The 25,958-nt window shown below is 71.9% G+C and carries 22 protein-coding genes and 2 pseudogenes; 9 read left to right on the top strand and 15 right to left on the bottom strand.

Annotated elements, in window-relative coordinates:
* Positions 1–649: 649 nt before the first annotated feature.
* The 7 genes from ACGFRF_RS06045 to ACGFRF_RS06075 all read right to left on the bottom strand — a co-directional run bounded on the left by ACGFRF_RS06045 (position 650) and on the right by ACGFRF_RS06075 (position 9,322).
* Positions 650–3,511: an SNF2-related protein gene (locus ACGFRF_RS06045; protein ID WP_393737387.1), complete on the bottom strand. Its 2,862-nt coding sequence runs from the start codon at positions 3,509–3,511 to the stop codon at positions 650–652.
* Between the two features lie 109 nt (positions 3,512–3,620).
* Positions 3,621–4,202: a sugar kinase gene (locus tag ACGFRF_RS06050; protein ID WP_393737388.1), complete on the bottom strand. Its 582-nt coding sequence runs from the start codon at positions 4,200–4,202 to the stop codon at positions 3,621–3,623.
* Positions 4,199–5,344 (bottom strand): ROK family glucokinase, encoded by a 1,146-nt coding sequence (locus ACGFRF_RS06055; RefSeq protein WP_393737389.1) that lies wholly within the window; start codon positions 5,342–5,344, stop codon positions 4,199–4,201. The genes ACGFRF_RS06050 and ACGFRF_RS06055 overlap by 4 nt, the downstream gene beginning before the upstream one ends.
* Before the next feature lie 142 nt (positions 5,345–5,486).
* A complete protein-coding gene (locus ACGFRF_RS06060; RefSeq protein WP_393737390.1) occupies positions 5,487–6,278 on the bottom strand; it encodes an ATP-binding cassette domain-containing protein in 792 nt (263 codons plus the stop codon).
* Positions 6,275–7,375: an ABC transporter permease gene (locus ACGFRF_RS06065; protein WP_393737391.1), complete on the bottom strand. Its 1,101-nt coding sequence runs from the start codon at positions 7,373–7,375 to the stop codon at positions 6,275–6,277. The genes ACGFRF_RS06060 and ACGFRF_RS06065 overlap by 4 nt, the downstream gene beginning before the upstream one ends.
* Positions 7,372–8,385: a sugar ABC transporter substrate-binding protein gene (locus ACGFRF_RS06070; protein WP_393737392.1), complete on the bottom strand. Its 1,014-nt coding sequence runs from the start codon at positions 8,383–8,385 to the stop codon at positions 7,372–7,374. Before ACGFRF_RS06070 ends, ACGFRF_RS06065 begins: the two co-directional genes overlap by 4 nt.
* Before the next feature lie 199 nt (positions 8,386–8,584).
* Entirely contained in the window at positions 8,585–9,322 is a 738-nt protein-coding gene (locus tag ACGFRF_RS06075) for a GntR family transcriptional regulator (protein WP_393737679.1), read from the bottom strand.
* Positions 9,323–9,452: 130 nt separating this feature from the next.
* Here ACGFRF_RS06075 and ACGFRF_RS06080 point away from each other — a divergent pair, with 130 nt between their 5' ends.
* The gene (locus ACGFRF_RS06080) at positions 9,453–10,475 is read left to right on the top strand and encodes a Gfo/Idh/MocA family oxidoreductase (RefSeq protein WP_393737393.1); all 1,023 of its coding nucleotides are present in this window, start codon (positions 9,453–9,455) and stop codon (positions 10,473–10,475) included.
* A gap of 13 nt (positions 10,476–10,488) precedes the next feature.
* Here ACGFRF_RS06080 and ACGFRF_RS06085 read toward each other — a convergent pair.
* Together ACGFRF_RS06085 and ACGFRF_RS06090 are read right to left on the bottom strand one after the other, a co-directional pair.
* Positions 10,489–11,683: pseudogene (locus ACGFRF_RS06085) on the bottom strand (cytochrome P450).
* A 72-nt stretch (positions 11,684–11,755) separates the two neighbouring features.
* A pseudogene (locus ACGFRF_RS06090) lies at positions 11,756–11,953 on the bottom strand (response regulator transcription factor); the annotation flags it as partial.
* A gap of 32 nt (positions 11,954–11,985) precedes the next feature.
* On the opposite strand from ACGFRF_RS06090, the gene ACGFRF_RS06095 reads away from it, so the two are divergent.
* Positions 11,986–12,126 (top strand): hypothetical protein, encoded by a 141-nt coding sequence (locus ACGFRF_RS06095; protein ID WP_393737394.1) that lies wholly within the window; start codon positions 11,986–11,988, stop codon positions 12,124–12,126.
* A gap of 170 nt (positions 12,127–12,296) precedes the next feature.
* Positions 12,297–12,683: a ribonuclease domain-containing protein gene (locus ACGFRF_RS06100; RefSeq protein WP_393737395.1), complete on the top strand. Its 387-nt coding sequence runs from the start codon at positions 12,297–12,299 to the stop codon at positions 12,681–12,683.
* A gap of 140 nt (positions 12,684–12,823) precedes the next feature.
* Here the strand turns inward: ACGFRF_RS06100 and ACGFRF_RS06105 are convergent, their stop codons facing one another.
* The 3 genes from ACGFRF_RS06105 to allB all read right to left on the bottom strand — a co-directional run bounded on the left by ACGFRF_RS06105 (position 12,824) and on the right by allB (position 16,262).
* Positions 12,824–13,639, bottom strand: coding sequence for an AIM24 family protein (locus ACGFRF_RS06105; RefSeq protein WP_393737396.1), 816 nt, complete (start codon positions 13,637–13,639; stop codon positions 12,824–12,826).
* Between the two features lie 124 nt (positions 13,640–13,763).
* Positions 13,764–14,879: an allantoicase gene (gene alc / locus ACGFRF_RS06110; protein ID WP_393737397.1), complete on the bottom strand. Its 1,116-nt coding sequence runs from the start codon at positions 14,877–14,879 to the stop codon at positions 13,764–13,766.
* A gap of 45 nt (positions 14,880–14,924) precedes the next feature.
* The gene (allB, locus tag ACGFRF_RS06115) at positions 14,925–16,262 is read right to left on the bottom strand and encodes an allantoinase AllB (RefSeq protein WP_393737398.1); all 1,338 of its coding nucleotides are present in this window, start codon (positions 16,260–16,262) and stop codon (positions 14,925–14,927) included.
* Between the two features lie 271 nt (positions 16,263–16,533).
* On the opposite strand from allB, the gene ACGFRF_RS06120 reads away from it, so the two are divergent.
* Positions 16,534–17,328: an IclR family transcriptional regulator gene (locus ACGFRF_RS06120; RefSeq protein WP_393737399.1), complete on the top strand. Its 795-nt coding sequence runs from the start codon at positions 16,534–16,536 to the stop codon at positions 17,326–17,328.
* A gap of 82 nt (positions 17,329–17,410) precedes the next feature.
* Here the strand turns inward: ACGFRF_RS06120 and ACGFRF_RS06125 are convergent, their stop codons facing one another.
* Positions 17,411–17,728 (bottom strand): DUF5955 family protein, encoded by a 318-nt coding sequence (locus ACGFRF_RS06125; protein WP_393737400.1) that lies wholly within the window; start codon positions 17,726–17,728, stop codon positions 17,411–17,413.
* 143 nt (positions 17,729–17,871) lie between these two features.
* On the opposite strand from ACGFRF_RS06125, the gene ACGFRF_RS06130 reads away from it, so the two are divergent.
* Positions 17,872–18,480, top strand: a complete 609-nt coding sequence (locus tag ACGFRF_RS06130) for an NTP transferase domain-containing protein (protein ID WP_393737401.1) — start codon at positions 17,872–17,874, stop codon at positions 18,478–18,480.
* Positions 18,481–18,664: 184 nt separating this feature from the next.
* Positions 18,665–20,290 carry a malate synthase A gene (gene aceB / locus ACGFRF_RS06135; RefSeq protein ID WP_393737402.1) on the top strand — a complete coding sequence of 542 codons (1,626 nt, stop codon included), beginning with the start codon at positions 18,665–18,667 and terminating at the stop codon, positions 20,288–20,290.
* An 87-nt stretch (positions 20,291–20,377) separates the two neighbouring features.
* Here aceB and ACGFRF_RS06140 read toward each other — a convergent pair whose 3' ends face one another.
* The gene (locus ACGFRF_RS06140; protein ID WP_393737403.1) at positions 20,378–20,659 is read right to left on the bottom strand and encodes a SelT/SelW/SelH family protein; all 282 of its coding nucleotides are present in this window, start codon (positions 20,657–20,659) and stop codon (positions 20,378–20,380) included.
* Positions 20,656–21,570 carry a HipA family kinase gene (locus tag ACGFRF_RS06145; protein ID WP_393737404.1) on the bottom strand — a complete coding sequence of 305 codons (915 nt, stop codon included), beginning with the start codon at positions 21,568–21,570 and terminating at the stop codon, positions 20,656–20,658. The genes ACGFRF_RS06140 and ACGFRF_RS06145 overlap by 4 nt, the downstream gene beginning before the upstream one ends.
* Before the next feature lie 270 nt (positions 21,571–21,840).
* Between ACGFRF_RS06145 and ACGFRF_RS06150 the strand changes: the two genes are divergently transcribed.
* Genes ACGFRF_RS06150 through ACGFRF_RS06160 form a run of 3 tightly spaced genes read left to right on the top strand, consistent with a single transcriptional unit; the run spans position 21,841 to position 25,552 of the window.
* Positions 21,841–22,353 carry a (2Fe-2S)-binding protein gene (locus ACGFRF_RS06150; RefSeq protein ID WP_393737405.1) on the top strand — a complete coding sequence of 171 codons (513 nt, stop codon included), beginning with the start codon at positions 21,841–21,843 and terminating at the stop codon, positions 22,351–22,353.
* A 2-nt stretch (positions 22,354–22,355) separates the two neighbouring features.
* A complete protein-coding gene (locus ACGFRF_RS06155; RefSeq protein ID WP_393737680.1) occupies positions 22,356–23,345 on the top strand; it encodes an FAD binding domain-containing protein in 990 nt (329 codons plus the stop codon).
* Positions 23,342–25,552, top strand: coding sequence for a xanthine dehydrogenase family protein molybdopterin-binding subunit (locus tag ACGFRF_RS06160; RefSeq protein WP_393737406.1), 2,211 nt, complete (start codon positions 23,342–23,344; stop codon positions 25,550–25,552). The genes ACGFRF_RS06155 and ACGFRF_RS06160 overlap by 4 nt, the downstream gene beginning before the upstream one ends.
* The last annotated feature ends 406 nt before the right edge of the window (positions 25,553–25,958 follow it).

Raw genomic sequence — 25,958 nt, forward strand, 5'->3', positions numbered from 1 at the left:
TCACCGGGCCTGCGACCGCGCGCAGCCTCGGTGGATCCGGCCTCCGGCGCTTGACGGGAGGTCTTTTCCGGAGCTTCGTCCGGTGTCGGAGCGGTGGCGTCGGCGGGCGGTACCGCAACGGTGGCCGCCGACGCTTCGGCGTCACCCCGGCGTGCCGAGACGGCGGCCCTGAGCGCCGCTCGCGCCGCGGCGCGGGGGTTCGGACCGGTGCCGCCGGAGCGTTCCGTCCCGTCCCCGGCAGGGCCTTGCGGTGCCTGAGCCGTGTCGGAAACCGCGCCCTCTGCCGCGGCCACACCCGGCGCCGTCCGTGCCACACCTCCCGCTGCACCCTCCGACGTCGGGGCCGTGCCGCCCGCTGCCCCCTGCGCCGTCGGGGCCGTACCTCCCACCGTCCGAGCCACGCCGCCCGCCCCACCCTGCGCCGTCCCCGCCACGCCCCCCACCGCGCCCTCCGCCGTCGAGGCCGTACCTCCCACCGCATCCCGCGCCGTCCCAGCCACGCTTTCCGCCGCACCCCGCGCCGTCGGGGCCGTGCCGCCCGCAGGGCCCGGTGTCGTCCGGGCCGTGGCTTCTCGTTCGGACTGCGCGCGTTCCCGTGCCGCCCGCAGGGCCCGGCGGGCGGCATCACCCGGGCGCTGTTCGCCGGTCGTCACGTCGTCCTCCGCAGCGAGACGAGGTCGGACAGTTCACGGTCCGTCAGTTCGGTGAGGGCAGCCTCGCCGGAACCGAGGATGGCGTCGGCCAGCGCGCGCTTGGCGGTCAGCATCTCGGCGATGCGGTCCTCGACCGTGCCCTCGGTGACCAGGCGGTGGACCTGGACGGGCTGGGTCTGGCCGATGCGGTAGGCGCGGTCGGTGGCCTGTTCCTCGACGGCCGGGTTCCACCAGCGGTCGAAGTGGACGACGTGGCCGGCGCGGGTGAGGTTCAGGCCGGTGCCCGCGGCCTTCAGGGACAGCACCAGGACCGGGGTCCGGCCGTCCTGGAAGCGGTCGACCATGCGCTCGCGCTCCGGGACCGGTGTGCCGCCGTGCAGGAGGTCCACGGGGATCGCGCGGGCGGACAGATGGGCGGTGATGAGGCGGGCCATGCCGACGTACTGGGTGAAGACGAGCGCCGAGCCGTCCTCGGCGAGCAGGGTGTCCAACAGCTCGTCGAGGAGGGCGAGTTTGCCGGAGCGGGCGGACAGGCGGTCGTGGGCGTGTGTCTCCTCCTTCAGGTACAGCGCCGGGTGGTCGCAGATCTGCTTCAGAGCGCCGAGGAGCTTGAGGACCAGGCCGCGGCGGGCGAAGCCCTCGGAGGTCTCGATGGCCAGCATGGACTCGCGCACCACCGCCTCGTACAGCGCGGCCTGTTCCCGGGTGAGCGGCACCGGGTGGTCCGTCTCGGTCTTGGGCGGCAGCTCGGGGACGATACCGGGATCGGACTTCTTGCGGCGCAGCAGGAAAGGCCGGACCAGCCGGGCCAGGCGCTCCACCGCCTCCTCGTCCTCGCCGTTCTCCACCGCGCGGGCGTGCCGGGCGCGGAAGGACTTCAGCGGGCCGAGGAGTCCGGGGGTGGTCCAGTCGAGCAGGGCCCACAGTTCGGAGAGGTTGTTCTCCACCGGGGTGCCGGTGAGCGCCACGCGCGCGGGTGCCGGGATGGTGCGCAGTGCCTTGGCGGTGGCCGAGTAGGGGTTCTTCACGTGCTGGGCCTCGTCGGCGACGACCATGCCCCAGGGCTGCTCGGCGAGGCGGCCCGCGGCCGAGCGCATGGTTCCGTAGGTGGTGAGGACGAAGCCGCCCTGAAGGCCGTCCAGGGTGCGGTCGGGGCCGTGGAAGCGGCGGACGGGCACGCCGGGCGCGAACCGGGTGATCTCCCGCTGCCAGTTGCCGAGGAGGGATGCCGGGCAGACGACGAGGGTCGGCTCGGTGCGGGCCCGCTTCAGGTGGAGGGCGATGAGCGTGATCGTCTTGCCGAGGCCCATGTCGTCGGCGAGGCAGCCGCCGAGGCCGAGGGTGGTCATCAGGTCCAGCCAGGCGAGGCCGCGCAGCTGGTAGTCGCGCAGGGTGGCGTTCAGGCCGGCCGGCGGGTCGGCGGGGCGGAGGCCCGCCGTGAGGCGGTCGCGCAGGGCGGCCAGGGCGCCGACGGGGACGGCGTCGACGGTCTCGCCGTCGACCTCGGCGGTGCCGGTGAGCGCCACGGACAGGGCGTCGACCGGGTCGAGCAGGCCGAGTTCGCGCTTGCGGGCCTTGCGGACGAGGGCAGGGTCGACGAGGACCCAGCGGTCCCGGAGCCGTACGACGGGCCGGTGGGCCTCGGCGAGCGCGTCCATCTCGGCCTCGCTGAGCGGTTCCCCGCCGAGCGCCAGCTGCCAGCGGAACTGGAGCAGGTCCTCGCTCTCGAAGAAGCCGGTGCCGTCGGTGGCCGAGCCGGGTGCCGGGCGGACCACCGCGGCGGCCGTCAGGTCTCGGGCGAGGTCCCGGGGCCAGTGCACGGCCACCCCGGCGGCGGCGAGCCTGGCGGCCGCGACGCCGAGCAGCTCGGCCAGCTCCTCCTCGGACAGGGCGAGGACGTCGGGTACGTCCTGTTCGGCGAGCCGGTCCAGGGGCGGCCACACGCGGGCCGCGCGCCGGACGGCGAGGGCCGCGTCCACGCGCGCGCGGGGCCCGAACGCCGTGTCGGCCTCCCCCGCCCACAGGGCGGCCGCGTCGGCCACCAGGGTGGGGTCGGCGAGGCTGTGCACCTGCACGATCGCCGCCCCCGCGGCATGCGCGCCTTCGCTCGCGCCGGCGTCGAAGACGTCGTACGCGGACAGGTCGAGGCGCAGCGAGATCCGCACGCCCGCGTCCATCCCGGCGGCGACCTCGGCCGCCCACTCGTGGGCCTGCGGCAGGGCTTGGGGCTCGCGGGCGGCGAAGGGCCGGCCGGAGGTGTACGGGGCCGCGGGGGTGCGGGGCAGGGTGTCGGCGACCGCGTCCAGGAAGGAGCGGATCAACGCCTCCGGCTCGGGCAGCCGGAGCGGGCCGGGGTCCGGCAGGGGCACGGCGTGGCCCTCCGGGGGCAGGGCGGCGGCGATCGCGCGCAGGTGGGCGATGTCGTCGGGTTCCAGCGGGCCGGCCCGCCAGGCGTCGTGGCCGCTCGGGGTCAGGCCCGGCAGCAGGCGGCCGCGGGCGACCAGGCGCAGGGCGTGCAGGGCGGCGGCGCCCCAGCAGGCCGTGGCCGGGTGGGCGGCCGGGTCGCGCCGGGCCCGGACCAGCAGCGGCAGGGCCTCGGCGAGCGGCAGGGTGAGCGCGGGCACCTGCCGGCGGCGCACACCGGGACCGTGGCGTCGTACGACCGTCAGCTCGGCGAGGTCGGCTCCGGTGTCGCCGTCGGCGGGCAGGGGGCCGCCGTCGGGGTCCCAGAAGGCGATGCGGCCCTCACGCGGGAGGGGTGCGGGCAGGTAGACGGACGCGAGGCGCACCGGGACCGGGTTCCCGGTCCGCCCGGAAACTCCCGTGCGCTCGGCCACCGCGGCCGTGCCCCCGCTCATACGTCCTGCCACCTCCCGCCCGTGCGTCGGATCAGACGTCTTCGACTCTACGGGCGGGGTCCGACAATCGGCTCCGGGGACCAGCCGGGGCCGGTGACCAGGGCAGTGATCACGGCACCGTGCGGGAGACGACGTACACCATCGGAAAGTCCGGGTCGGACAGGTTCACGACCACGTCCTGGGTGGGCGCCGGGTTCTTCTGCGCATGGGTGAGGCCGGACCAGGGGCCGGGGCCGGTGAACTGCCAGCCGGAGACCTGCTGGTCGCGGTCGCTGATGGTGATGTCGTCCTTCTCCAGCTGGTCCCGGCGCACGCCCATGGCTCCCAGGAAGCTGTCGAGACCGGCCGCGTTGGTGCGGAACTGCACGTACAGGCGGCTGGTCTTCCAGTTGTTCGTCTCGTAGTAGGCGATGCGGTCGGCGGGGTGCGGGACGGTCACCTGGTAGAGGCGGCGCTGCACCTTCGACGGCCAGCCGGGGGTGAGGCCGGTCGCGGAGTACTTCGCCTCCTTGTCCTTGCCGCTGTTGCGGCTCTGGTTCGCGGAGATCACCAGGTAGCCGGCCGGGACGCCGATGAGCAGGACGATGATCAGCAGGGTGAGCGCCCGGCGCTTGGCCTTGTGGCGCGGGTCCTCCGCGGGCGGCCCCGGCTCGTCCGGCGGGCCGCCCTGGTGGGGAAGGGACGGGGTCATGCGGTGTCCCGGTCGCGGCGGGCCTGGGCGTACCGCTCGTAGCGCTCGTACCGCTCCACCCGGCGCCGCTTGGCCCGGCGGAAGCGGCGGGCGACCAGCCGGGCCAGGTCGGCGGCGCCCACCATGCCGGCCTCGGGGCCGAGCTGGGCGCGGGTGATGCGGGCCTCGGGGCGGTAGCCGCGGCCGGTGAGGTGGCGCTTGAAGGCGTCCCGGGCGGGGCCGATGAGCAGGTCGTCGGCGGCGCTGACGCCTCCGCCGATCACGAAGCAGGACGGGTCGAGGGCGGCGGCGAGGTTGGCGATGCCGACGCCGAGCCACTGGCCGATGTCCTGGAGGAGTTCCACGCACATGGCGTCGCCCTCACGGGCCAGTTCGGTGATCAGCGGGCCGGTGATGTCACCGATGTTGCCCTTGACGTGCTCGATGATCCCGTAGGCGACCGGGGAGTCGGCGGCGGCCAGCTCCCTGGCCTCGCGAACCAGTGCGTTGCCGGAGCTGTACTGCTCCCAGCAGCCGCGGTTGCCGCACGGGCAGCGGTGGCCGCCGGGCACGACCTGCATATGGCCGAACTCGCCGGCGACGCCGAACTTGCCTCGCTTGACCTGGCCGTCCTCCAGGATGGCGCCGCCGATGCCGGTACCGAGGGTGATCATGACGAGGTGGTCCTCGCCGCGGCCGGCGCCGAAGCGCCACTCGGCCCAGGCGGCGGTGTTGGCGTCGTTGTCCACGAGGACCGGCACGGACAGCCGGCTGGCGAGGCGGTCCCTGAGGGGTTCGTTGCGCCAGGACAGGTGGGGGGCGAACAGCACGCGGTTGCGGTCGGCGTCGACCCAGCCGGCCGCGCCGATGCCGACCGCGTGCACGTCGTGCCGGTCGGACAGGTCCAGGACCAGTTCGACGATGGTGTCCTCGACGACCTTGGGGCTCTTGGACTTGTCCGGGGTCTCCGTGCGGAGCTTCTCCAGGATGTTGCCGTCGGCGTCCACGACGCCCGCCATGACCTTGGTGCCGCCGATGTCGATGCCGACGGTGGGGACACGGGGGGCAGTCAGATGTGACCGGCGTTCCCGGGTACCGACCGTTCGCAGGACGGGGGCTCGGCGGGAGCCGATGGGGGCCGTGAGGTCGCGGTAGGTGCTCATCGGGCTCGATTCTGCCGCACGCTCACGGTGGGTGCTGCGCGGGGCAGGGGGGAAGAGGCGCGCGATCGCCGCCCGGTGCGGGTCCGTTCCGGTCGATCGCGCCCCGCGGCGGAGCCGCTGCTCGGCACGGCCCCGCGCCCCTTCAGGTGCGCTGCAGTTCGTGGACCAGGGCGTCCAGGTCGGCCCCGCCCGCCATCTGCTGGGTCAGCTCGTCCAGTGTGATCTCGTCCCGTGTGTGATGGCCCACCATCGTGCCCCGGCGCAGGAGCACGAATCGGTCGCCGACCAGGTACGCGTGGTGTGGGTTGTGGGTGATCAAAACAACGCCCAGTCCCTCGTCGCGTGCCGCGGCCACATATTTGAGCACCACACCGGACTGCTTCACGCCCAGTGCGGCCGTCGGCTCGTCCAGGACCAGGACCTTCGCGCCGAAGTGGACCGCCCGGGCGATCGCCACGCACTGGCGTTCGCCGCCGGAGAGGGTGCCGATGGGCTGGTCGACGTCCCGGAGGTCGATGCCCATGCGGAGCAGGGCCTCGCGGGTGGTGCGGCGCATGAGGTCGATGTCGAGGCGCTTGAAGGGGCCCACGCCCTTGCGGGGCTCGGAGCCGAGGAAGAAGTTGCGCCAGACCGGCATGAGGGGGACGACCGCGAGGTCCTGGTAGACCGTGGCGATGCCCCGGTCCAGGGCCTCGCGCGGGGAGGCGAGGCGGGTCTCCTCGCCCTCGATGCACAGGGTGCCGCCGTCGTGCTGGTGCAGACCGGCGACGATCTTGATCAGCGTCGACTTGCCCGCGCCGTTGTCGCCGAGGACGCAGGTGATCTCGCCCGCGTGGACCTCCAGGGAGACGCCCTCCAGGGCCCGGACGTTGCCGTAGTGCTTGCTGACGCCGGACAGCTCCACCAGGGCCGTACGCGTCTCGGTCTGCGTCATGTCGTCGCCTCCGCGCGCTTGCGGACCCAGGCGTTGAGCAGGGTCGCGAGGAGCAGCATCGCTCCGAGGAAGAACTTGAACCAGTCGGGGTTCCACTCGGCGAAGACGATGCCCTTGCTGGTCATGCCGAACAGCAGGGCGCCGACGGCCGAGCCGATGGCGCTGCCGTAGCCACCGGTGATGAGGCAGCCGCCGATGACGGCAGCGATGATGTAGATCAGCTCGTTGCCGACGCCCTCGCCGGACTGGACGGCGTCGAAGGAGAAGAGCAGGTGCTGGCCGGAGATCCAGGCGCCGAAGGCGACGCCCATGTAGAGGCCGATCTTGGTCTTGGCGACCGGGACGCCGACCGCGCGGGCCGCGTCCTCGTTGCCGCCGACGGCGAAGATCCAGTTGCCGGCGCGGGTGCGCAGCAGGATCCAGGAGGCGAGGGCGACCAGACCCAGCCACCACAGGATGGTGACCTTGAAGTCGACGCCGCCGACGGTGATCGTCGAGGCGAAGACGTCGCGCGCGCTCGGGAAGCCCTCCATGTCGGCGATGGACTTGGTGGAGACCGTGTCGTCGATCAGCTTGGTGAAGCCGAGGTTCATGCCCGTCAGCATCAGGAAGGTACCCAGCGTGATGATGAAGCTGGGCAGCTTGGTGCGGGTGAGCATGAAGCCGTTGAAGGCGCCGACGGCCAGGGTGGCCAGCAGGGACACGCCCACGCCGACCCAGGTGTTCGCCGTCATCTGGTAGCTGAACATCGAGGAGATCAGCGCGGACGACGTCACCAGCACGCCCGCCGACAGGTCGAACTCGCCGCCGATCATCAGCAGGGCCACGGGTACGGCCATGATGCCGATGGTCGAGGACGCGTACAGGACCGTGCTGAGGCTGGTGGCGCGCAGGAAGCCGTCGGCGGCGAAGGCGAAGAAGACGAAGACCGCGAGCGCGCCGACGACCGAGCCGAGTTCCGGGCGGGCGAGCAGCTTGCGCAGCGGCGAGGTCCGCAGAACCCTTTCGTCCGTCGTCGCGCCGGCTGTCTCAGGGGCGGCCCCGTCGGCTGCCCCGGGAGCGGTCCCGTCGGCGGTCGGTTCCGTCGTGGCGCTCATCGGGTGCCCCGCTCGGTGTACTCGGCCAGCGCGGACGCCTGGTCCTTGGTGATGATCTGCGGTCCGGTCAGCACCGGCTCGCCGCCGCCGAGGACGTCGCCGTTGTACTTGTACAGCCACAGCAGGTCGACCGCCTGGTAGCCCTGGAGGTACGGCTGCTGGTCCACGGCGAAGCCGAGGGTGCCGTCCTTCAGCGAGGCCGCGACCTTGGCGTTGAGGTCGAAGGTGTCGATCTCGGCCTTGCTGCCCGCGTCCGTCTTCGCCTTCACGGCGGTGTCGGCGTAGGGAGCGCCGAGGGTGACGACGGCGTCGAGGGACGTGTCGGCCTGGAGCTTGGCCTCGATCGCGGACTGCACGTCGGGCATGTTGGTGCCGTTGACGTAGAGCTTCCGCAGCGTGCCGCGGAAGGTCTTGGCGACGCCGTCGCAGCGCTGCTCGTGGCCGACGTTGCCCTGCTCGTGCAGGACGCACAGGGCCTTCTTCTTGCCGCGCTTGTTCAGCTCGTCGCCCACGGCCGCACCGGCGATGGTCTCGTCCTGGCCGATGTGGGTGAGGGCGCCGAAGTCCTTGGACTCCTCGGAGCCGGAGTTGACCGTGATCACGGGGATGCCGGCCTTCTCCGCGCGTGCCACGGCGGCCTTCATGGCGTCCGGCTTGGCGAGGGTGACGATGATGCCGTCGACCTTCTTGTCCACGGCCGCGTCCACCAGCTGCGCCTGCTGCTGGGCCTCGTCGTCGTGCGAGTACAGGAACTTGATGTTGTCCTTGACGGCGGCCTGCTCGGCACCGCTCTGCACGATGTCCCAGAAGGTGTCGCCGTCTCCCGAGTGCGTGATCATCGCGAAGGTCCAGCGGGGCGTGTTCACCGCCGCCCTGCCCTGGGCGGCGGCGGCCTTGCGGGCGTCCTCGGCCCGTTTCCCGCCGGTGCTGCTGCACCCGGCCAACGACAAGGACGTCACGGAGAGTGCCCCCGCCAGCGCTATGCCTACCCAGGTCCGAAACCGTGCCACGAGGCCGTGCCCTTCTTGCTGTGCTCTTGCTCTGCTCCGACGTGCGCAAGGGGCGGGCGACCTCACCGTCGGCGTGTCCCGGCGGTGACCTCACCTGCCCCAAACACTTCAGTATCGAACACAGGGAACACCCGTGACACGACCGGGGACCTCATGACGGTCTCATTGTCCGGACATTGCGACGAATGCCGGGGTGACGTCACGGACGTACGAGCAGCTGGAACTCGAAGGAGTAGCGCGTCGGACGGTAGGTGTGGTCGCCGAACTCGACCGCGCGACCGGTGTCGTCGAAGGTGGTGCGCTGCATGGTGAGCAGCGGGGCGCCCTCCGCCTCGGCGAGCCGCTCGGCCTCGGCGGGCGTGGCGCCGCGGGCGCCGATGGACTGGCGGGCGCTGTGCAGGGTGATCCCGGCGGAGCGCATCAGCCGGTACAGGCCGGTGGCCTCCAGCTGGACGGTGTCCAGGTCGAGCAGGCCGGGCGGCAGGTGGTTGATCAGGTAGGCCATCGGCTCGCCGTGCGCGAGGCGCAGGCGCTCGATGCGGTGGACGTCGCTGCCCTCGGCGACCGCGAGCGCCGCGGCGACCTCGGCGGAGGCGGGGACGACGGTGTTGACCAGGACCTTGGTCGCGGGGCGCTGGCCTGCCGCCTCCAGGTCGTCGTAGAGGCTGCTCAGTTCCAGGGGGCGCTTGACCTGGCTGTGCACGACCTGGGTGCCGACGCCCCGGCGGCGGACGAGGAGCCCTTTGTCGACGAGCGACTGGATGGCCTGGCGGACGGTCGGCCGGGACAGGCCGAGCCGCGCGGCCAGCTCGATCTCGTTGCCCAGCAGGCTGCCCGGAGTGAGGCTGCCGCGCTCGATGGCGGCCTCCAGCTGCTGGGAGAGCTGGAAGTACAGCGGTACCGGGGAGCTACGGTCCACGCGGAGGTCGAGCGACACGGTCGGGTCCACATCTGGTTTCGGCACGGGCCCGAGCGTATCCCCGTGACGGGTTGACGGGAAGTCGTGTAGTCCGGTTGTCCGGACATACGCATTGACAGCGTGCGGGGTCCGCCCTCACTTTGTTTCCATGCGCATCGGCGTCATCGGTACGGGCCGCATCGGCACCATTCACGCACGGACGCTCAGCCGCCACCGCGAGGTCGGATCCCTGATCCTGACGGACGCGGACCCGGCGCGGGCGCAGGAGCTGGCGCACCGGCTGGGCGAGACGGCGGCGCCGGGGGTGGACGAGGTCTTCACGTGGGGCGTGGACGCGGTGGTGATCACCGCGGCGACGGCGGCCCACGCCGAGCTGATCGGCCGGGCAGCCCGCTCGGGTCTGCCGGTCTTCTGCGAGAAGCCGATCGCCCTCGATCTGCCGGGCACGCTGCAGGCGCTCGCCGAGGTCGAGACGGCCGGGACGGTGCTGCAGATGGGCTTCCAGCGGCGGTTCGACGCGGGCTATGCCGGCGCCCGCGAGGCGGTGCGCACGGGACGGCTCGGGCGGCTGCACACCGTACGGGCCCTGACCTGCGACCAGTCCCCTCCCCCGGCCGAGTGGCTGCCGCTGTCCGGCGGGCTCTTCCGGGACACGCTGATCCACGACTTCGACGTGCTGCGCTGGGTGACGGGCCGCGAGGTGGCCGAGGTGTACGCCACCGGCTCCGACACCGGTCCCGCGATGTTCCGCGAGGCCGGTGACGTCGACACGGGCGCGGCGCTGCTCACGCTGGACGACGGCACCCTGGCGTCGGCGACGGCGACCCGGCTGAACGGCGCGGGCTACGACGTGCGCATGGAGCTGGCCGGGGAGCGGGACACGGTGGTGGTGGGACTGGACGACCGTACGCCGCTGGCGTCCACCGAGCCGACCGGGCCACCGCCCGCGGACAAGCCCTGGCCGGGCTTCCTGGAGCGGTTCGGGCCCGCCTACGAGGCCGAGCTGGCCGCCTTCGTGGAGGTGGTGCGCGGCGAGCGGCCCAACCCGTGCGACGGCCGGGAGGCGCTGCAGGCACTGCGGGTCGCCGAGGCCTGCGAGATCTCCCGCCGGGAGCGGCGGCCGGTGGCGCTGGCGGAGGTCCCGGACCGGGCGGGGCCGTCGTACGCCTGACTCCCCGGGCCGCTCACCAGCGCACCGGAAGGCTGCGCATCCCTCTCATCAGCAGGCCCGGCAGCCACTCGCCCGGCGCGCCGTCGAGGGCGAGACCGGGGGCGCGCTCCAGGAGGGTGCCGACGGCGATACGGCCGGCCCTCCAGACGGGTTAGGGGTGCCCCCAGGCAGTAGTGGATGCCGTGGCCGAACGCCAGGTGACCGCGGGTGTCACGGCGGATGTCGAACCGGTGCGGGTCGCTGTACCGGCCGCCGTCGCGCTGGGCGGCGGTGAGGCCGACCACCACGTGTTCACCCTGCTCGATGACCGTGCCGGCGATCTCCAGGGGCTCGGCGGCGTACCGGAACGTGGCGCTCTGCACCGGGCCCTCGTAGCGCAGCATCTCCTCGACGGCGCCGTCCAGGAGGCCCATGTCGGCGCGCAGGGCGGCGAGTTGTTCCGGGTGGGTGAGGAGGGCGAGGACGCCGTTGCCGATGAGGTTGACGGTGGTCTCGTGGCCCGCGATGAGCAGCAGGTAGGCCATGCCGCGCAGTTCCTGCGGGGAGAGCAGGTCGCCGCCCTCGGCGGTGGTGCGGATCAGGTCGCTCAGCAGGTCGTCGGTGGGTCCGGCGCACCGCTTGTCCTCGATCAGCTCGGTGAGGTACGCGGCGAGGCGGACGACCGCGTCGTACTCCGTGTCCCCGTCGGTCGGTGCGACCACCTCGGTGGACATCTTCCGGAACTCCGCGCGGTCCATGTCCGGGACGCCGAGGAGTTCGCAGATGACGGTGATGGGCAGCGGGAAGGCGAGCGAGTCGATGAGGTCGCCGCGGCCGCGCGGCAGCATCTCGTCCAGCAGGTCGTCGGTGATCTGCTGGATCCGGGGGCGCAGCTGCTCCACCCGGCGCATCGTGAACGCGCGCGTGACGAGTCCGCGCAGGCGGGTGTGCTGAGGCGGGTCGGTGGCCAGCAGGTGCTTGCCGATCATCTGCTCGTCCAGGAAGGTCGCGCCGATCTTGGCGCCGTCCTTGGCCAGCCGGGGGTAGGCGAGGGCCGCGCGCGCCTCTTCGTACCCCACGACCAGCCAGGTCTCGTAGCCCTCGTCCGCCGACGGCAGCCGGACCCGGTGCACGGGGCCCTGCTCGCGCAGGCGGGCGTACACCCGATGGGGATCGCGGCGCAACGTGTCTCCGAACTCCCGCAGATCGACCACCCGTTGCCTGTCCATCGCTCCCCCTCCGCAATCCCCCGAGGCTGCCCGGGCGCATCCCGGTACCGGGACAACGCCCGGGGCGGCCGCTCAGTGCCCGTCCTCCAGCAGTCCCGCGTCGTACGCCGGCAGGGCGATCTGGACCCGGTTGCCGAGGCCGAGCTTGGCGAGGATGCGGGAGACGCGGGTCTTGACGGTGGCCACGCTCATGAAGAGTTCGGCGGCGATCTGGGCGGTGGCGAGACCACGGCCGACGGCGACGGCGACCTCGCGCTCGCGGTCTCGGATTCCTCGCCCTGGTACAGGGCGCGCTGGCCCTGGTGCACGAGTTCACGCACTGGCAGGTGGGGCTCGTACAGCGGATCGGTTTCCTCGACGGCTACGGGGTCTACGCCGGCGTCGCGCTGGTGGTGCTCGCGTTCGCGCTGTTCGCCGCCGCGGGGAGCCAGGGGCCCGGCTGAGTGCGTGCGCCGCCGTGGCGCCGCCGGTGGCGCGCCGGTGAACGGCCTGTGGAGAACCCATGGAGCCGTCGGCCGGCCAGGTCAACTTCCCGAAAAGACATCGGACTTGACGGCGAAAACTCCGAAGTTGTCGTTGACATGCCATGCTCTACGCGCGTCACCATGAGGGCATGCGAATCCCCCACAGCGCCGCACGGATCGGCGCCGCAGCCACACTCCTGTCCGCCCTCCTCGTGGGTGGCACCGTCTCCGCCACCACGGCGAACGCCGCGGTCGGCAGCATCTGCCACAGCGCCCTGCCCTCCCAGGCGTACGACACGCTCGACCTGATCGAGCAGGGCGGCCCGTTCCCGTACTCGCAGGACGGCACCGTCTTCTCGAACCGCGAAGGCGTCCTGCCCAGCCAGGCGTCCGGCTACTACCACGAATACACCGTGATCACGCCGGGCTCCCCCACGCGCGGCGCACGCCGCATCGTCACCGGTGAGCGGTACGAGGAGGACTACTACACGTCCGACCACTACGCGACGTTCAAGCTCATCGACTTCGACTGCTGAGGTCCGCCGGGCGCCTGGTGGACGCCGTCGAGGGTGACGAAGACGGTGCAGACCAGCTTTTCCGTGGCGGGTGCCCTCTTCCGGGGTGCGGGGTCCGCTGTCATCAGCTCGGACCCCGCACGCACCCGCAACGTATCGATTCAGCCGGCGTGGGTGGAGAACAGTCCGCCGGTCGGGCCCTGCTTGTCGCCGCCCTGGGCCTTCTTCAGGGCGTTGGCGAGGCTCTCGATGGTGAGGGACTGCAGGATCACCCGGCCGTTGCCCTCCAGGGTGGCCAGGGACAGGCCCTCACCGCCGAACACGGCGTTCATGATCCCCTGCCGGTTGAGGCCGCCGACGCGCTGCACGCCGTACTGGATGCCCTCCTCGAAGGCGACCACGCAGCCGGTGTCGACCTCGATGCGGCCGCCGAAGTCCGCCGGGTTCAGGTCGATGAAGTTGCCCGCGCCGGCGATGATCACCGTGCCGTGCCCGGTGAACTTCTCCAGGATGAAGCCCTCGCCGCCGCTCATGCCGGTGCGGCCGCCGGCGAAGGCGATGCCGAAGTCGACGGTGGACTCGGCGGCCACGAAGGCGTCCTTCTCCGCGAACCACGCGCGCGTGCCGTCCAGCTCGAGGGCGCGCATCTCGCCGGGGAGCACGCCGGCGAAACCGACCGTGCCCTCACCGCCCTGGGCGGTGAAGTACTGGAAGGCCAGCGACTCGCCCGCGAGCATGCGCTGGCCGACCTGCATGGCGGTGCCCATGGCCTGACGCAGCAGGCCGCCCATGCCGCCGCCCGAGCCGTTCTGCTGCTGCCCGCCGTTGCCCGACGGGCCGGACAGCCGCGTCTCCATGGTCACGTTCGTGGTCTTGAACAGGAACTTCCCGGCTTCGCAGTACACGGTCTGGCCGGGGTGCAGGTTGACGACCGCCATCTGCATGGCGTTGCCGACGATCTCTTGCTGAAGGGTCACGTGGAGAAGAACGCGGGAGGCGGACGAAAGAGTTCCGGGCCTGGGGAACTGGGTCGGTGCGAGTGACACGTGGGGCGCCCCGGTGCTGTCCGGCCGGGGCGCCCCACGCGCGCGTGAGGGTCGGTCAGCCGCCCAGTTCCTGGTGGCGGGTCGCGAGCCGGGTCGCGCCCTCCTCGGTCAGGGAGCCGAACAGGCGCAGGCGGGAGATGCCGCCGTCGGGGAAGATGTCGACACGCGCGTGCGTGCCGACGGCCGGCCGCGGCAGGACGAAGCGGTGATCGGTGTCGGGCTGGAGGCGGGTGCGCGGCAGTATCTCGGTCCAGTCGCCGTCCTCCCCGTCCTTCACGGAGACCGAGGCCCAGCCGGCGCTGTTGCCCTTCAGGTAGGCGGTGTCGATCTCGATCGCGCGGATCTGGGACTGGGACACCAGCCGGTAGCGGATCCAGTCGTTGCCCTGGTCGCGGCGGCGGCGGGTCTCCCAGCCGTCGTCCATCTTGCGGGAGCGGCCCGGCTGGATGGTGTTGGTGGCCGGGGAGTAGAAGAGGTTGGAGGCGTCCTCGACCTGGCCGCCGTTCTCCAGGGCGACCACGTCGAAGGTGCCGAGCACCTGCAGCCACTTCGGGTCCGGGACGACCTCGCCGTACACGCGCAGGCGGGCGATGCCCCCGTCGGGGTGCTGGTTGATCCGCAGGTGCGTGAAGCGCTGCTCGGCCGAGACGGCGAAGCCGTTCGCCGCGTGGCCGCCGACCGGGGTGCGCGGGACGAGGGTCGTCCACTTCACGTCGTCGCCCAGCAGTTCCTCCGGTGAGGGGGAGCCGGGTACTGAGGTGCCCTCGATGGAGACGGCCTGCGGGTAGTTGCCGCGGAAGTGGGCGGTGTCGACGACGATCCCGCGGATCACGCCGGGTGCGCCGAGCCGGACGAGCGCCCAGTCGTGGTCCTCGGCGGCCGGCCAGGGGTGCTCGGCAAAGGCTCCGCGCCGGCGGCGGGTCTCCCAGCCGTCCATGATCTTGCCCTTGTGCCCGAAGTGCTCGGGGTCGAACTCGGCGGGCTCGGGGACCAGCAGGTTCTCGCGCTGGGCGAAGAACTCGTCGTTGGCGGCGATGACACCGGCGCCGAGCTGCCGGTCGGCGAGGTTGGCGTACTGGGTGAAGGGGAAGTCGGCGGTGCGGTAGTCCGCGTACGGGTCGCCGCCTCGGTAGGGGTTCGCGTCGCCGGTGAAGCTTGGTGTCGCCGTCACGGAGATCAGGGGTTCCTTTCTGAGGTCGGCCGGTGCTGGGGTGGCTCACCGGGGGCGGCTGAGCAGCGTGCCCTTCGGCTCGGTGAACGCGCCGTCGGCGACGATGCGCTCACCGCGGAGCCAGGTGGACTTGACGACGCCGTACAGGGTCTTGCCGGCGTACGCGGTGACCCGGTTGCGGTGCTGGAGGCCGGCCGGGTCGACGGTGAAGGTCTCGTCGGGGGCGAGGACGGCGAAGTCGGCGTCGCGGCCGGCCTCGATGGCGCCCTTCTGGCGCAGGCCGACCAGGGCGGCGGTCCGCGTGGACATCCAGCGCACGACGTCCTCCAGTGCGTGGCCGCGCTCGCGGGCCTCGGTCCACACCGCCGACAGGCTCAGCTGGAGGCCGGAGATGCCGCCCCACGCGGTGGCGAAGTCGTCGGTCTTGAGGTCGGCGGTGGAGGGCGAGTGGTCGGTGACCACGCAGTCGATGGTGCCGTCGGTGAGGGCCTGCCAGAGCAGGTCCTGGTTGGCGGCCTCGCGGATGGGCGGGCAGCACTTGAACTCGCTGGCGCCGTCCGGGACCTCCTCGGCCGTGAGGGTGAGGTAGTGCGGGCAGGTCTCGACGGTGACGCGGACGCCCTCGGCGCGGGCGGCGCGGATCAGTGGCAGCGCGTCGCTGGAGGACAGGTGCAGCACGTGCACGCGCGCGTGCAGCCGGCGGGCCTGCGCGATGAGGCCCGCGATCGCCGTGTCCTCGGCGTCGCGCGGGCGGGAGGCGAGGAAGTCGGCGTACTTCGGGCCGCCGTGCTGCGGGGCGGCGGCCAGGTGGTGCGGGTCCTCCGCGTGCACGATCAGCAGTCCGCCGAATCCGGCGATCTCCGCCATGGACTGGGCGAGCTGGTCCTGGTCGAGGTGCGGGAACTCGTCCACGCCGGACGGGGACAGGAAGGCCTTGAAGCCGAAGACGCCGGCGTCGTGCAGCGGGCGCAGGTCCTTGACGTTGTCGGGCAGGGCGCCGCCCCAGAAGCCGACGTCGATGTGCGCCTTGCCGGCGGCGACCTCCTGTTTCACCCGCAGGTGCGGCACGGTCGTGGTCGGCGGCAGGGAGTTGAGCGGCATGTCGACCAGGGTGGTGATGCCGCCGGCCGCCGCCGCGCGCGTGGCGGTCCAGAAGCCCTCCCACTCGGTGCGGCCCGGGTCGTTGACGTGCACGTGGGTGTCGACCAGGCCGGGCAGCAGGACGTGGTCGCCGACGTCCTCCAGCCGGGCCGTGGCCGGGACCTCGGCGTCGTACGGCAGAACGGCCGTGATCTTCCCGGCGGACACGGTGACCGTGGCGGCCCGCGTGCCTTCCGGAGTGATGACGCGCCTCGAGCGCAGCACCAGTTCAGCCTCGGACACCCGAACCCCTCTCTGTACCGCCGTTTACGCCCAGGAAACGGGATTTACTCCCACGTAACGGATTTCAACGTTCTGTTGAAGGAGTCTTCACTCCCGCTCCTCCTCCGTCAAGAGGCACACTTCCGGGTGGGACACCACCCGCACCCACCCTGGACGTTTCCACAAAGCGGAATTAGAATTCCAGCAGGCAGAACGTAGCTACGCACAAGCTGGGAGTCAACCGGCTGCCGGGTAGGCTTCTGCCCTCTGCCAGCCCCGAAAGGAACGCGCCGTGCCGACGTCCAGCGCCAGCACCACCGACTCCGCCAAGTCCTCCAACGGAGGCGGGGTCCAGTCCCTGGAGCGCGCCTTCGACCTGCTCGAGCGCATGGCGGACGCGGGCGGCGAGGTCGGCCTGAGCGAGCTGTCCGCGACCAGCGGACTGCCGCTGCCCACCATCCACCGGCTGATGCGCACGCTGGTCGCCTGCGGGTACGTCCGTCAGCAGCCGAACCGGCGGTACGCGCTCGGACCGCGGCTGATCCGGCTCGGTGAGTCCGCGTCCCGGCTGCTCGGCACCTGGGCGCGGCCGTACCTGGCCCGGCTGGTGGAGGAGACCGGCGAGACGGCGAACATGGCGCTGCTGGACGGCGACGAGATCGTGTACGTGGCACAGGTGCCGTCCAAGCACTCGATGCGGATGTTCACCGAGGTGGGCCGACGGGTGCTGCCCCACTCGACCGGGGTGGGCAAGGCACTGCTGGCCGGGGTGCCGGACGACGAGGTGCGGGCACTGCTGGCTCGTACCGGGATGCCCGCGGCCACCGAGAAGACCATCACCACGCCCGAGGGCTTCCTGGCCGCGCTGGAGGACGTACGGCGCGCGGGATACGCCGTCGACGACAACGAACAGGAGATCGGGGTGCGGTGCCTCGCGGTGTCCGTCCCGGACTCCCCGACGGCGGCCGCGATCTCCATCTCGGGGCCGGCGGGACGGGTCACGGAAGCGGCGACGGAGAAGATCGTGCCGGTGCTCCAGCAGGTCGCCCTCGAGTTGTCCGCGGCGCTGGCGAGTTCTGGCGCCTGAGCGGGGACCGTCAGCGGTGCGTGGGCGACCGCGGGTGCGCCGTGGTCGTTCGCGCACTTCCCCCGCTGCGGAGTCGGCGCACTCAGCTCTGCCGCGGTGGTTGCCCGAACAACTCCACCGCCTCACGCACGCCCCGCAAGCCCCGCGCCAGCGCGCTGACCGAGCCGATCGCACCCGCGATCAGTAACAGCGAGCGGCGCAGGCGGGGGATCTCCGGGGGGCCGCCCGCCGCCATCGCGGCCAGCGCCGCCAGTTCGTCCTCGGCTATGGCCCGGTCGGGGAACTCCGCCGGGTGCGCGGCGAGTTCACGGCGCAGCCGGGACACCGCGGTCCGCAGTTCCGTCACTCTCGGGTCCTCGTCGCTGCCGGTCACTTGCCTCTGCCCCAAGCTCCGCAACACAGCCCTCCCCCTGACACGCCGTCGTGCGCGGGCCAGTAAACGCCACCCCGTGCGGGAGCGCCACAGCGCGGACCGAAATTCAGCCCAACGGAATCGCCGCCCGGAAACCGGACGCCCGGTCCCCCGTCGGGTATGCAGGACCCATGACGGACAACCAGGATCATCGGGGGGAGGTCGCCGGGCTGCTGCTCGCCGCCGGCGGCGGCAGACGGCTCGGCGGGCGGCCCAAGGCGCTGCTGGAGCACCGGGGGCGGCCCCTGGTCGAGCACGCGGTCGGTGTGCTGCGCGCGGCCGGATGCGGGCGGATCCACGTCGTGGTGGGCGCCCGGGCGGACGAGGTGAGACGGCGCGCCGAGCTGAGCGGCTGCGTGGTCGTGGACAACCCGGAGTGGGCCGAGGGGATGGGGTCGTCCCTGCGCGCGGGACTGGCATCGCTCGCCGGTACGGGTGCGCGCGCGGCCCTGGTGAGTCTCGTGGACCAGCCCGGTATCGGGCCCGCGGCGGTGGCCCGGGTGCTCGGCGCGTACGAGGGTGAGCATTCGCTGGTGTCGGCCGCCTACGACGGGACGCGCGGCCATCCGGTGCTCTTCGGCGCGGCCCACTGGGCGGGTATCGCGGCCACTGCCACTGCAGACCGCGGGGCACGCGCCTACCTGGCGCGGCACGCGGCGGCGATCCGGCTGGTGGAGTGCGCGGACGTGGCCGAGCCGTACGACATCGACACCGAGGCCGATCTGAGCCACCTTGAGTGAACGGGGTGGCACTGGGCGCCACCTTGCCTCGACTCAGAGAATCTCGACATCAACAAACCATTGAAGTTCCACGATGAGGAAACTACTATCCACTGTTCAGAAGCGCCTGTCCGCACAGGGGGCGCTGATCGCCCTGTTCGTGCCGCTTGGCACCCGGTGCCACCGCTGAAGGAAGTGACAGCTCATGTCCGCACCAGCGCCGTCCCCGCTGGCCATCGTCGACGCCGAGCCCCTGCCCCGGCAGGAAGAGGTCCTCACGGACGCGGCGCTCGCCTTCGTGGCGGAGCTGCACCGGCGGTTCACCCCGCGCCGTGACGAACTCCTCGCCCGCCGGGCCGAGCGCCGCGCCGAGATCGCCCGCACCTCCACGCTCGACTTCCTCCCCGAGACGGCCGCCGTCCGTGCGGACGACTCCTGGAAGGTCGCCCCGGCCCCGGCCGCGCTGAACGACCGGCGCGTGGAGATCACCGGCCCGACCGACCGCAAGATGACCATCAACGCGCTCAACTCGGGCGCGAAGGTCTGGCTCGCCGACTTCGAGGACGCCTCCGCGCCCACCTGGGAGAACGTCGTCCTCGGCCAGGTCAACCTGGTCGACGCCTACACCCGGAACATCGACTTCACCGACGAGCGCACCGGCAAGTCCTACGCCCTGCGCCCGAACGAGGAGCTGGCGACCGTCGTCATGCGCCCGCGCGGCTGGCACCTGAACGAGCGCCACCTCGTGGACGCCGACGGCCGCCAGGTGCCCGGCGCCCTCGTCGACTTCGGCCTGTACTTCTTCCACAACGCGCAGCGGCTGCTCGGCCTCGGCAAGGGCCCGTACTTCTACCTGCCGAAGACCGAGTCGCACCTCGAGGCCCGGCTCTGGAACGACGTGTTCGTCTTCGCGCAGGAATACCTCGGCATCCCGCAGGGCACCGTCCGCGCCACGGTGCTGATCGAGACGATCACAGCCGCGTACGAGATGGAGGAGATCCTCTACGAACTCCGCGACCACGCCTCGGGCCTGAACGCCGGCCGCTGGGACTACCTGTTCTCCATCGTGAAGAACTTCCGTGACGGCGGGGCGAGGTTCGTCCTCCCGGACCGCAACGCGGTGACGATGACCGCCCCGTTCATGCGGGCGTACACCGAACTCCTCGTCCGCACCTGCCACAAGCGCGGCGCCCACGCGATCGGCGGCATGGCGGCCTTCATCCCCTCCCGCAAGGACGCCGAGGTCAACAAGGTGGCCTTCGAGAAGGTCCGCGCCGACAAGGACCGTGAGGCGAACGACGGTTTCGACGGTTCCTGGGTCGCCCACCCCGACCTGGTGCCGATCGCCATGGAGTCCTTCGACAAGGTCCTCGGTGACAGGCCCAACCAGAAGGACCGGCTGCGCGAGGACGTGCACGTCGAAGCGGCCGACCTGATCGCCATCGACTCGCTGGACGCCAAGCCGACGTACCACGGTCTCGTCAACGCCGTCCAGGTCGGCATCCGTTACATCGAGGCCTGGCTGCGCGGGCTCGGCGCGGTCGCCATCTTCAACCTGATGGAGGACGCGGCCACCGCCGAGATCTCCCGCTCCCAGATCTGGCAGTGGATCAACGCGGGCGTGGAGTTCGAGAACGGCGACAAGGCCACGCCGGAGCTGGCCCGCAAGGTCGCCGCCGAGGAACTGGACAGCATCCGCAAGGAGATCGGCGAGGAGGCCTTCGCGGCCGGGCACTGGCAGCAGGCGCACGACCTGCTGCTGAAGGTGTCCCTCGACGAGGACTACGCCGACTTCCTCACCCTGCCGGCGTACGAGCAGCTCGCGGGCTGAAACCGGCCCCCCGGCACCATGTGCGTCGGCCTTGACGACCCGCCGGATCGTGAAGGCCGACGCCGTCCCCGTGCCGGCCGTCCTGGTTCAGGCCGGCCGGTCCGAGTGGCCCAGGGGCTTGCCCGGTGCCACCCGGTCGCGGACGAGCCGCTTGACCGCCGTGGGCTCCGGGAAGCCCTGCTCGCGGCGGTCCCACACCACCTCGTCGTTCACGCGGACGACGAAGACTCCGCCGGTGCCGGGCTTGAGCGACAGCTCGGTCAGCTCGGCCTCGAAGGTGGTGAGCAGCTCCTGCGCCAGCCAGGCCGCGCGGGGCAGCCAGCGGCACTGGGTGCAGTACTCGATCTGGACCCGCTGTACGTCCGTCATCCCAGGTGCACCGACCAATCCTGTTCCGCCGCCGGCTTGCCGTGCAGGTCGGGGACCCGCTTCAGCCAGTCCGGGCGGCCCGCTTGCGTCTTCGCCGCGCGGGCGGCCTCCTCGGCCGCCAGTTCCTCGCGACTCGGGAAGTCGGTGGGCAGCCACTCGGGTGAGAGCCGGACGCGGGCCAGGAGGTAGTCGACGTAGGCGTCCCGGACGTCGTCGGGGGTGGCGAACCCGGCGTCCTCGGCCAGCCAGGCGTCCGGCACCTCGGCGACGATCCCGCGCAGCAGCTCCTCCGTCACCCGGGGCGCCAGTGCGGCGTCGGCGGCCCGCACGTCGGGGCCGTAGTGGCCGAGTGCGTGGTGCCGGAAGTCGTACTTCTTGCCGGGGGTCGTGGTGTCCCAGCGGTGGTGGAAGACGAGGGCGGCGCCGTGGTCGATGAGCCACAGGCGCGGGGGCGCGGTGCCGAGCGTGGGCCAGACCATCAGATTGGAGCTGTGGACCGTACGATCCACGTTGACGGTCAGCGCGTCCAGCCAGACGATCCGGCCGGCCTCCAGCGGGTCCACCTCGAAGAGCTTCGCGATGTCCGGGGCGAAGTCCCGGGCGCCCGGCAGATAGTCCATGCCGAGGTTCACGCCGGCGCTCGCGGTGTGCAGCTCCCGCACCTCCTGGTGCGGCTCGCCGGCGGCGACGGCCGGGTCGAAGTGGACCAGGACCAGCTCGGGGAAGCGCAGGCCGAGCGCGCGGGCGAGTTCGCCGACGATCACCTCGGCGACCAGCGCCTTGTGTCCTTGCGCAGAACCGGTGAACTTCACGACGTAGGTGCCGAGGTCGTCGGCCTCCACGACACCGGGCACGGAGCCGCCGGAGCGCAGGGGTTCGACGTAGCGGGTCGCGGTGACCGTTCTCAGCATTTTCCCAGGCCCCACGGCTCTTTTGCCCTGTATGTCACGGTCAACCCCCAACCGGCGTGAAGTGACCATAGTAATCGGGCGCACCAGCCGACGAGGAGCGCCCGCCCGGTCCTCCGGTACGGCCTGGAAGCCGTGCGGCATGCCGACATTTCACTCGATCCGGTATGAATCGCGCAAAAGGTTTTCTGTGCATAGCATCGACTCCAGATCGGCTCAGGGGGCCGTGAGTCTCTGCGCCGAGCCAGCCGCACGCCCTGGAATCGAGCTGCCATGGACCACACAGACACCGCGGCAATGCCGTCCTCCGCCGATGCCCCGCCCCAGGTGGACATCACACTCGACGTGAACGACACCGAACACCACCTGCGATTCGACAGCCGGGTCACCCTGCTCGACGCGCTACGTGACCACCTCGGTCTGACAGGCTCGAAGAAGGGCTGTGACCAGGGGGCCTGCGGTGCCTGCACGGTGCTGGCCGACGGACGACGCGTGGTGGCGTGCCTGGCGCTGGCCGCCCAGTACGAGGGGCGGAAGATCACCACCGTCGAAGCCCTGTCGCCGAACGGTGAACCGCACCCCGTGCAGGCGGCTTTCGCCCGGCACGACGCGTTCCAATGCGGTTACTGCACCCCGGGCCAGATCATGTCGGCGATCTCCCTCATCGCGGAGGGACGCGCCACCTCCGACGAGGCCATCGGCGAGTTCATGAGCGGCAACATCTGCCGCTGCGGCGCCTACCCGAACATCCGCGCCGCGATCCGCGACGTGGTGGCGGGGGCGTGACGATGCACCCCTTCGCATACGTGCGGGCCACCGATTCCGACCAGGCCGTGGCCGTGGTCAGCGAAGATCCCAGCTCCTCCTACCTCGCGGGTGGCACCACGCAGCTGGACCTGATGAAGGACGGTGTGCTGCATCCGAGCCGGCTCGTCGACATCACCCGTCTCCCGCTCGGCGGCATCACGCACACCGAGTCGACGGTCCGCGTCGGGGCGCTGACCACCATGGAGCAGCTCGCCGCCGATCCCGTGGTGACGGACCGGCTGCCGTTCGTACGGGAAGCGCTGCTCCTCGGGGCCTCGACGCAGCTGCGCAACATGGCCACGATCGGCGGCAATCTGCTGCAACGCGCCCGGTGCCGCTATTTCCGGGATCCGACCGTGGCCGCCTGCAACAAGCGCAGCCCTGGGTCCGGGTGCGCCGCCATCACCGGGGTCCACCGGATGCACGCCATCCTGGGCACCAGCGACCACTGCATCGCGCTGCATGCCTCGGATGTCGCCGTGCCCCTGACCGCCCTCGACGCCGTCGTCCACCTCCAGGGCGCGATCGGAGCGCGTAGTGTACCGCTGACCCGGTTCTATCTGCCACCGGGTGACACCCCGCACATCGAGAACGTGCTCCAGCACGGCGAATTGATCACCGCGGTCGAGATCCCGCTGCCACCACGGGGTACGCGTTCGCACTACATCAAGGTCCGCGACCGGGTCTCGTACGAGTTCGCGCTGGTCTCGGCCGGTGTGGCACTGCTGCAGGAGGACGGCGTCATCCGGGAGGCGCGGGTGGGGCTCGGCGGAGTGGGCACCGTTCCCTGGCGGGCCTGGGGCGCCGAGGACGTACTGCGTGACGCGCCCGCGAACGCGGAGACGTTCCTGGCCGCTGCCCGGGCCGCCCTCGCGGGAGCCCGTCCACTGCCCGGCACGGCGTTCAAGATCGAGCTGGCCCAGCGCACGCTCATCCGCACCCTCGAAACCGTGTCAGGAGCCGAGCAATGACCACGCTCGAAGCCGCCAGGGCCGTCGGTCCCGGCCTGGATCGCGTAGACGCGCCTATGAAGATCACCGGAAAGGCGCCCTACCCCAACGACTTCCGCCTGCCCGGCATGGTGCACGCCGCCCTGGTGCACAGCACCAACGCCGCAGGACGCATCCGCGGGATCGACACCACCGCGGCGGAAACCGCACCGGGCGTCCTGGCCGTCATCACCCACCTGACGGCGCCGCAGCTGGAGCGCGGGCCGATGACGTTGCTGGGTCCGTCCCCGCCGGCCCCGCTCCAGGACGACCGGATCCTGCACTACGGGCAGCACGTCGCCGTCGTGGTGGCCGCCACGTGGGAGCAGGCCCGCCACGCGGCGTCGCTGGTGCGCGTCGACTACGAGCCGGCCGAGCCGCTGCTGGACCTCCACGACCCGCGCGCCACGGTGGTCACCAACCCCTGGGGGCTCGACTCCGACCGGGGCGACGTCGACGCCGGGCTGGCCGCCGCGGACGTGGTCGTCGGCGGCACCTACACCACTCCGGACAACACCAACAACCCGCTCGGCCTGATGTCCACGGTCGCCGCCTGGAACGGCGACTCGCTCACCGTCCACGACTCCACCCAGTGGCCCCACAACGTCCGCGCCACGCTTGCCGCCGTCTTCAAGGTCCCCGAGAGCGGCATCCGGGTCCTCGCCCCCTACGTCGGGGGTGGCTTCGGTGCCGGGCTGCGTGTGTGGCCCCATGTGATCCTCACCGTGCTCGCCGCACGCGAGGTGGGCAAGCCGGTCAAGCTCGTGCTCACCCGGCCCGAGATGTTCACCGCTGTCGGGCATCGGCCCTACAGCGTCCAGCAGATCAGGATCGGGGCGACCCGGGCCGGAGAGCTGACCGTCATCGAGCACGAGGGGGTCTCCCCCGTGGCGATGGAGGACGACGACTACGAGCCCGTGTCCGCCGGGTCGGCCGTCTCCTACGCCTGCCCGAACGTCAGAACGCGGGACCGGCAGGTGCGGCTGAACATCCCGTGCCCCGGTTCCATGCGGGCGCCGGCCGAGGGGCAGGGCAACTTCGCCCTGGAGTCCGCGATCGACGAGCTCGCCCACGAACTCGGCGTCGACCCCCTCGAACTACGCCTGCGCAACTATGCGGACGAGCACCCGCTGCTCGGGCTGCCCTGGTCCAGCAAGGCCCTCCGGGAGTGTTATCTGCAGGGAGCGGAGCGGTTCGGCTGGTCACACCGCAGTCCTCAGCCGGGTTCGATGCGCGACGGCCGCTGGCTGATCGGTTACGGACTGGCCGGGGTGTCCTATCCGAATTACCAGGTGCCGTGCCAGGCCCGTGCGTCGCTCCACCGCGACGGGTCGGCCGATGTGCGCAGCGCGGCCACCGACATCGGCACGGGCACCTACACGATCATCACGCAGCTGTCCGCCGAACTGCTGGGCCTGGATGTCTCCCGCGTCCACTTCGACCTCGGCGACTCCGACCTGCCCTACGCGCCGCAGGCAGGAGGTTCCGGTCTCACCGGCGCGTTGGCCAACGCCGTCCACTCCGCCTGCCGCCGTCTCGTGCAGGAGTTCCTCGACGTGGTGAAGGACGACCCGGACTCACCGCTGCGTGGAGCGGCGCTCGACGATGTCTCCGTCCACGCAGGGCGGATCCACCGCACCGGGATCCCGGACCAGGGCGAGTCGTACACGGACATCCTGGTCCGCCATGGCCTGGAGGAACTGAGCGCCGACGGCCGCAGCACGCCTCCCCGGCCCGACGAAGGGGGGATGGCCACCGCCGGCGCCTTCGGAGCCAAGTTCGTCGAGGTCCGTGTCGATCCCGACCTGGGACTGCTGCGGGTGGCCCGCGTGGTGTCGGCGATCGACGGCGGGCGCATCCTCAACGAGAAGACCGCCACCAGCCAGATCGTCGGCGGCACGGTGGGCGGGATCGGCCAGGCGATGTTCGAGGAGACGGCCACCGATGCCGGGACCGGACGCATCGCCAATGCCACCTTCGGGGACTACCTGGTGGCGGTCAACGCCGATGTTCCCGACATGGAGGTGATCTTCGTCGGCGGCCCGGACCGGGCCACGCCTGTCGGTACGAAGGGAATCGGGGAGATCGGGCTGGTCGGTGTGGCGGCGGCCATCGCGAACGCCGTCCACCACGCCACGGGGCGCCGGATCCGTTCCCTGCCGATCACCATCGATCAGCTCATGCTCTGACGGCCCCGGCACCGCCCGCGCGACCCGCACTCCGGCGACCTGCCGAATCGCGGGCATGAGCCGGCGTGGGGGCTCGAAGTCGTCGGGGAGGCGCAAGGGCGGCGGCCGGGGCACCGCCCAGCAGGTGGCCGACAGCGAGGCCGGCGACGACGCCACCACCGCCGGCGAACCGGCGAGCGGTCACTGGTACGGCGTGTATCGCCGCGCCCCGGCGATGGCTGCCGGCCGAGGCTCGGCGGCGCCATCCGCCGGCCACCGGCCGGTCAGGGGCGGCCCCGCCGGGGCAGTCCCGCGGTGTCCGTACCGGCGGGGCGCCGGCCCGGACCGGACACCCCCTTGGGCGTGCTCCCCCGGCCGGGGGAGTCGCTGCGGGGTCGGGTGCGTGTGCCGCCGTCCGGCACATGCG

Origin of the sequence: Streptomyces sp. NPDC048521, from assembly GCF_043199855.1 — a bacterium.
Taxonomy (GTDB): Bacteria; Actinomycetota; Actinomycetes; order Streptomycetales; family Streptomycetaceae; genus Streptomyces.

Coding starts and splice junctions, on each gene's coding strand:
- ACGFRF_RS06065 (WP_393737391.1), bottom strand. CDS start 7,375: ATGAGCGCCACGACGGAACCGACCGCCGACGGGACCGCTCCCGGGGCA.
- ACGFRF_RS06150 (WP_393737405.1), top strand. CDS start 21,841: ATGGACCACACAGACACCGCGGCAATGCCGTCCTCCGCCGATGCCCCG.
- ACGFRF_RS06060 (WP_393737390.1), bottom strand. CDS start 6,278: ATGACGCAGACCGAGACGCGTACGGCCCTGGTGGAGCTGTCCGGCGTC.
- ACGFRF_RS06055 (WP_393737389.1), bottom strand. CDS start 5,344: ATGAGCACCTACCGCGACCTCACGGCCCCCATCGGCTCCCGCCGAGCC.
- ACGFRF_RS06145 (WP_393737404.1), bottom strand. CDS start 21,570: ATGCTGAGAACGGTCACCGCGACCCGCTACGTCGAACCCCTGCGCTCC.
- ACGFRF_RS06160 (WP_393737406.1), top strand. CDS start 23,342: ATGACCACGCTCGAAGCCGCCAGGGCCGTCGGTCCCGGCCTGGATCGC.
- ACGFRF_RS06100 (WP_393737395.1), top strand. CDS start 12,297: ATGCGAATCCCCCACAGCGCCGCACGGATCGGCGCCGCAGCCACACTC.
- ACGFRF_RS06155 (WP_393737680.1), top strand. CDS start 22,356: ATGCACCCCTTCGCATACGTGCGGGCCACCGATTCCGACCAGGCCGTG.
- ACGFRF_RS06140 (WP_393737403.1), bottom strand. CDS start 20,659: ATGACGGACGTACAGCGGGTCCAGATCGAGTACTGCACCCAGTGCCGC.
- aceB (WP_393737402.1), top strand. CDS start 18,665: ATGTCCGCACCAGCGCCGTCCCCGCTGGCCATCGTCGACGCCGAGCCC.
- ACGFRF_RS06050 (WP_393737388.1), bottom strand. CDS start 4,202: ATGACCCCGTCCCTTCCCCACCAGGGCGGCCCGCCGGACGAGCCGGGG.
- ACGFRF_RS06080 (WP_393737393.1), top strand. CDS start 9,453: ATGCGCATCGGCGTCATCGGTACGGGCCGCATCGGCACCATTCACGCA.
- ACGFRF_RS06130 (WP_393737401.1), top strand. CDS start 17,872: ATGACGGACAACCAGGATCATCGGGGGGAGGTCGCCGGGCTGCTGCTC.
- ACGFRF_RS06045 (WP_393737387.1), bottom strand. CDS start 3,511: ATGAGCGGGGGCACGGCCGCGGTGGCCGAGCGCACGGGAGTTTCCGGG.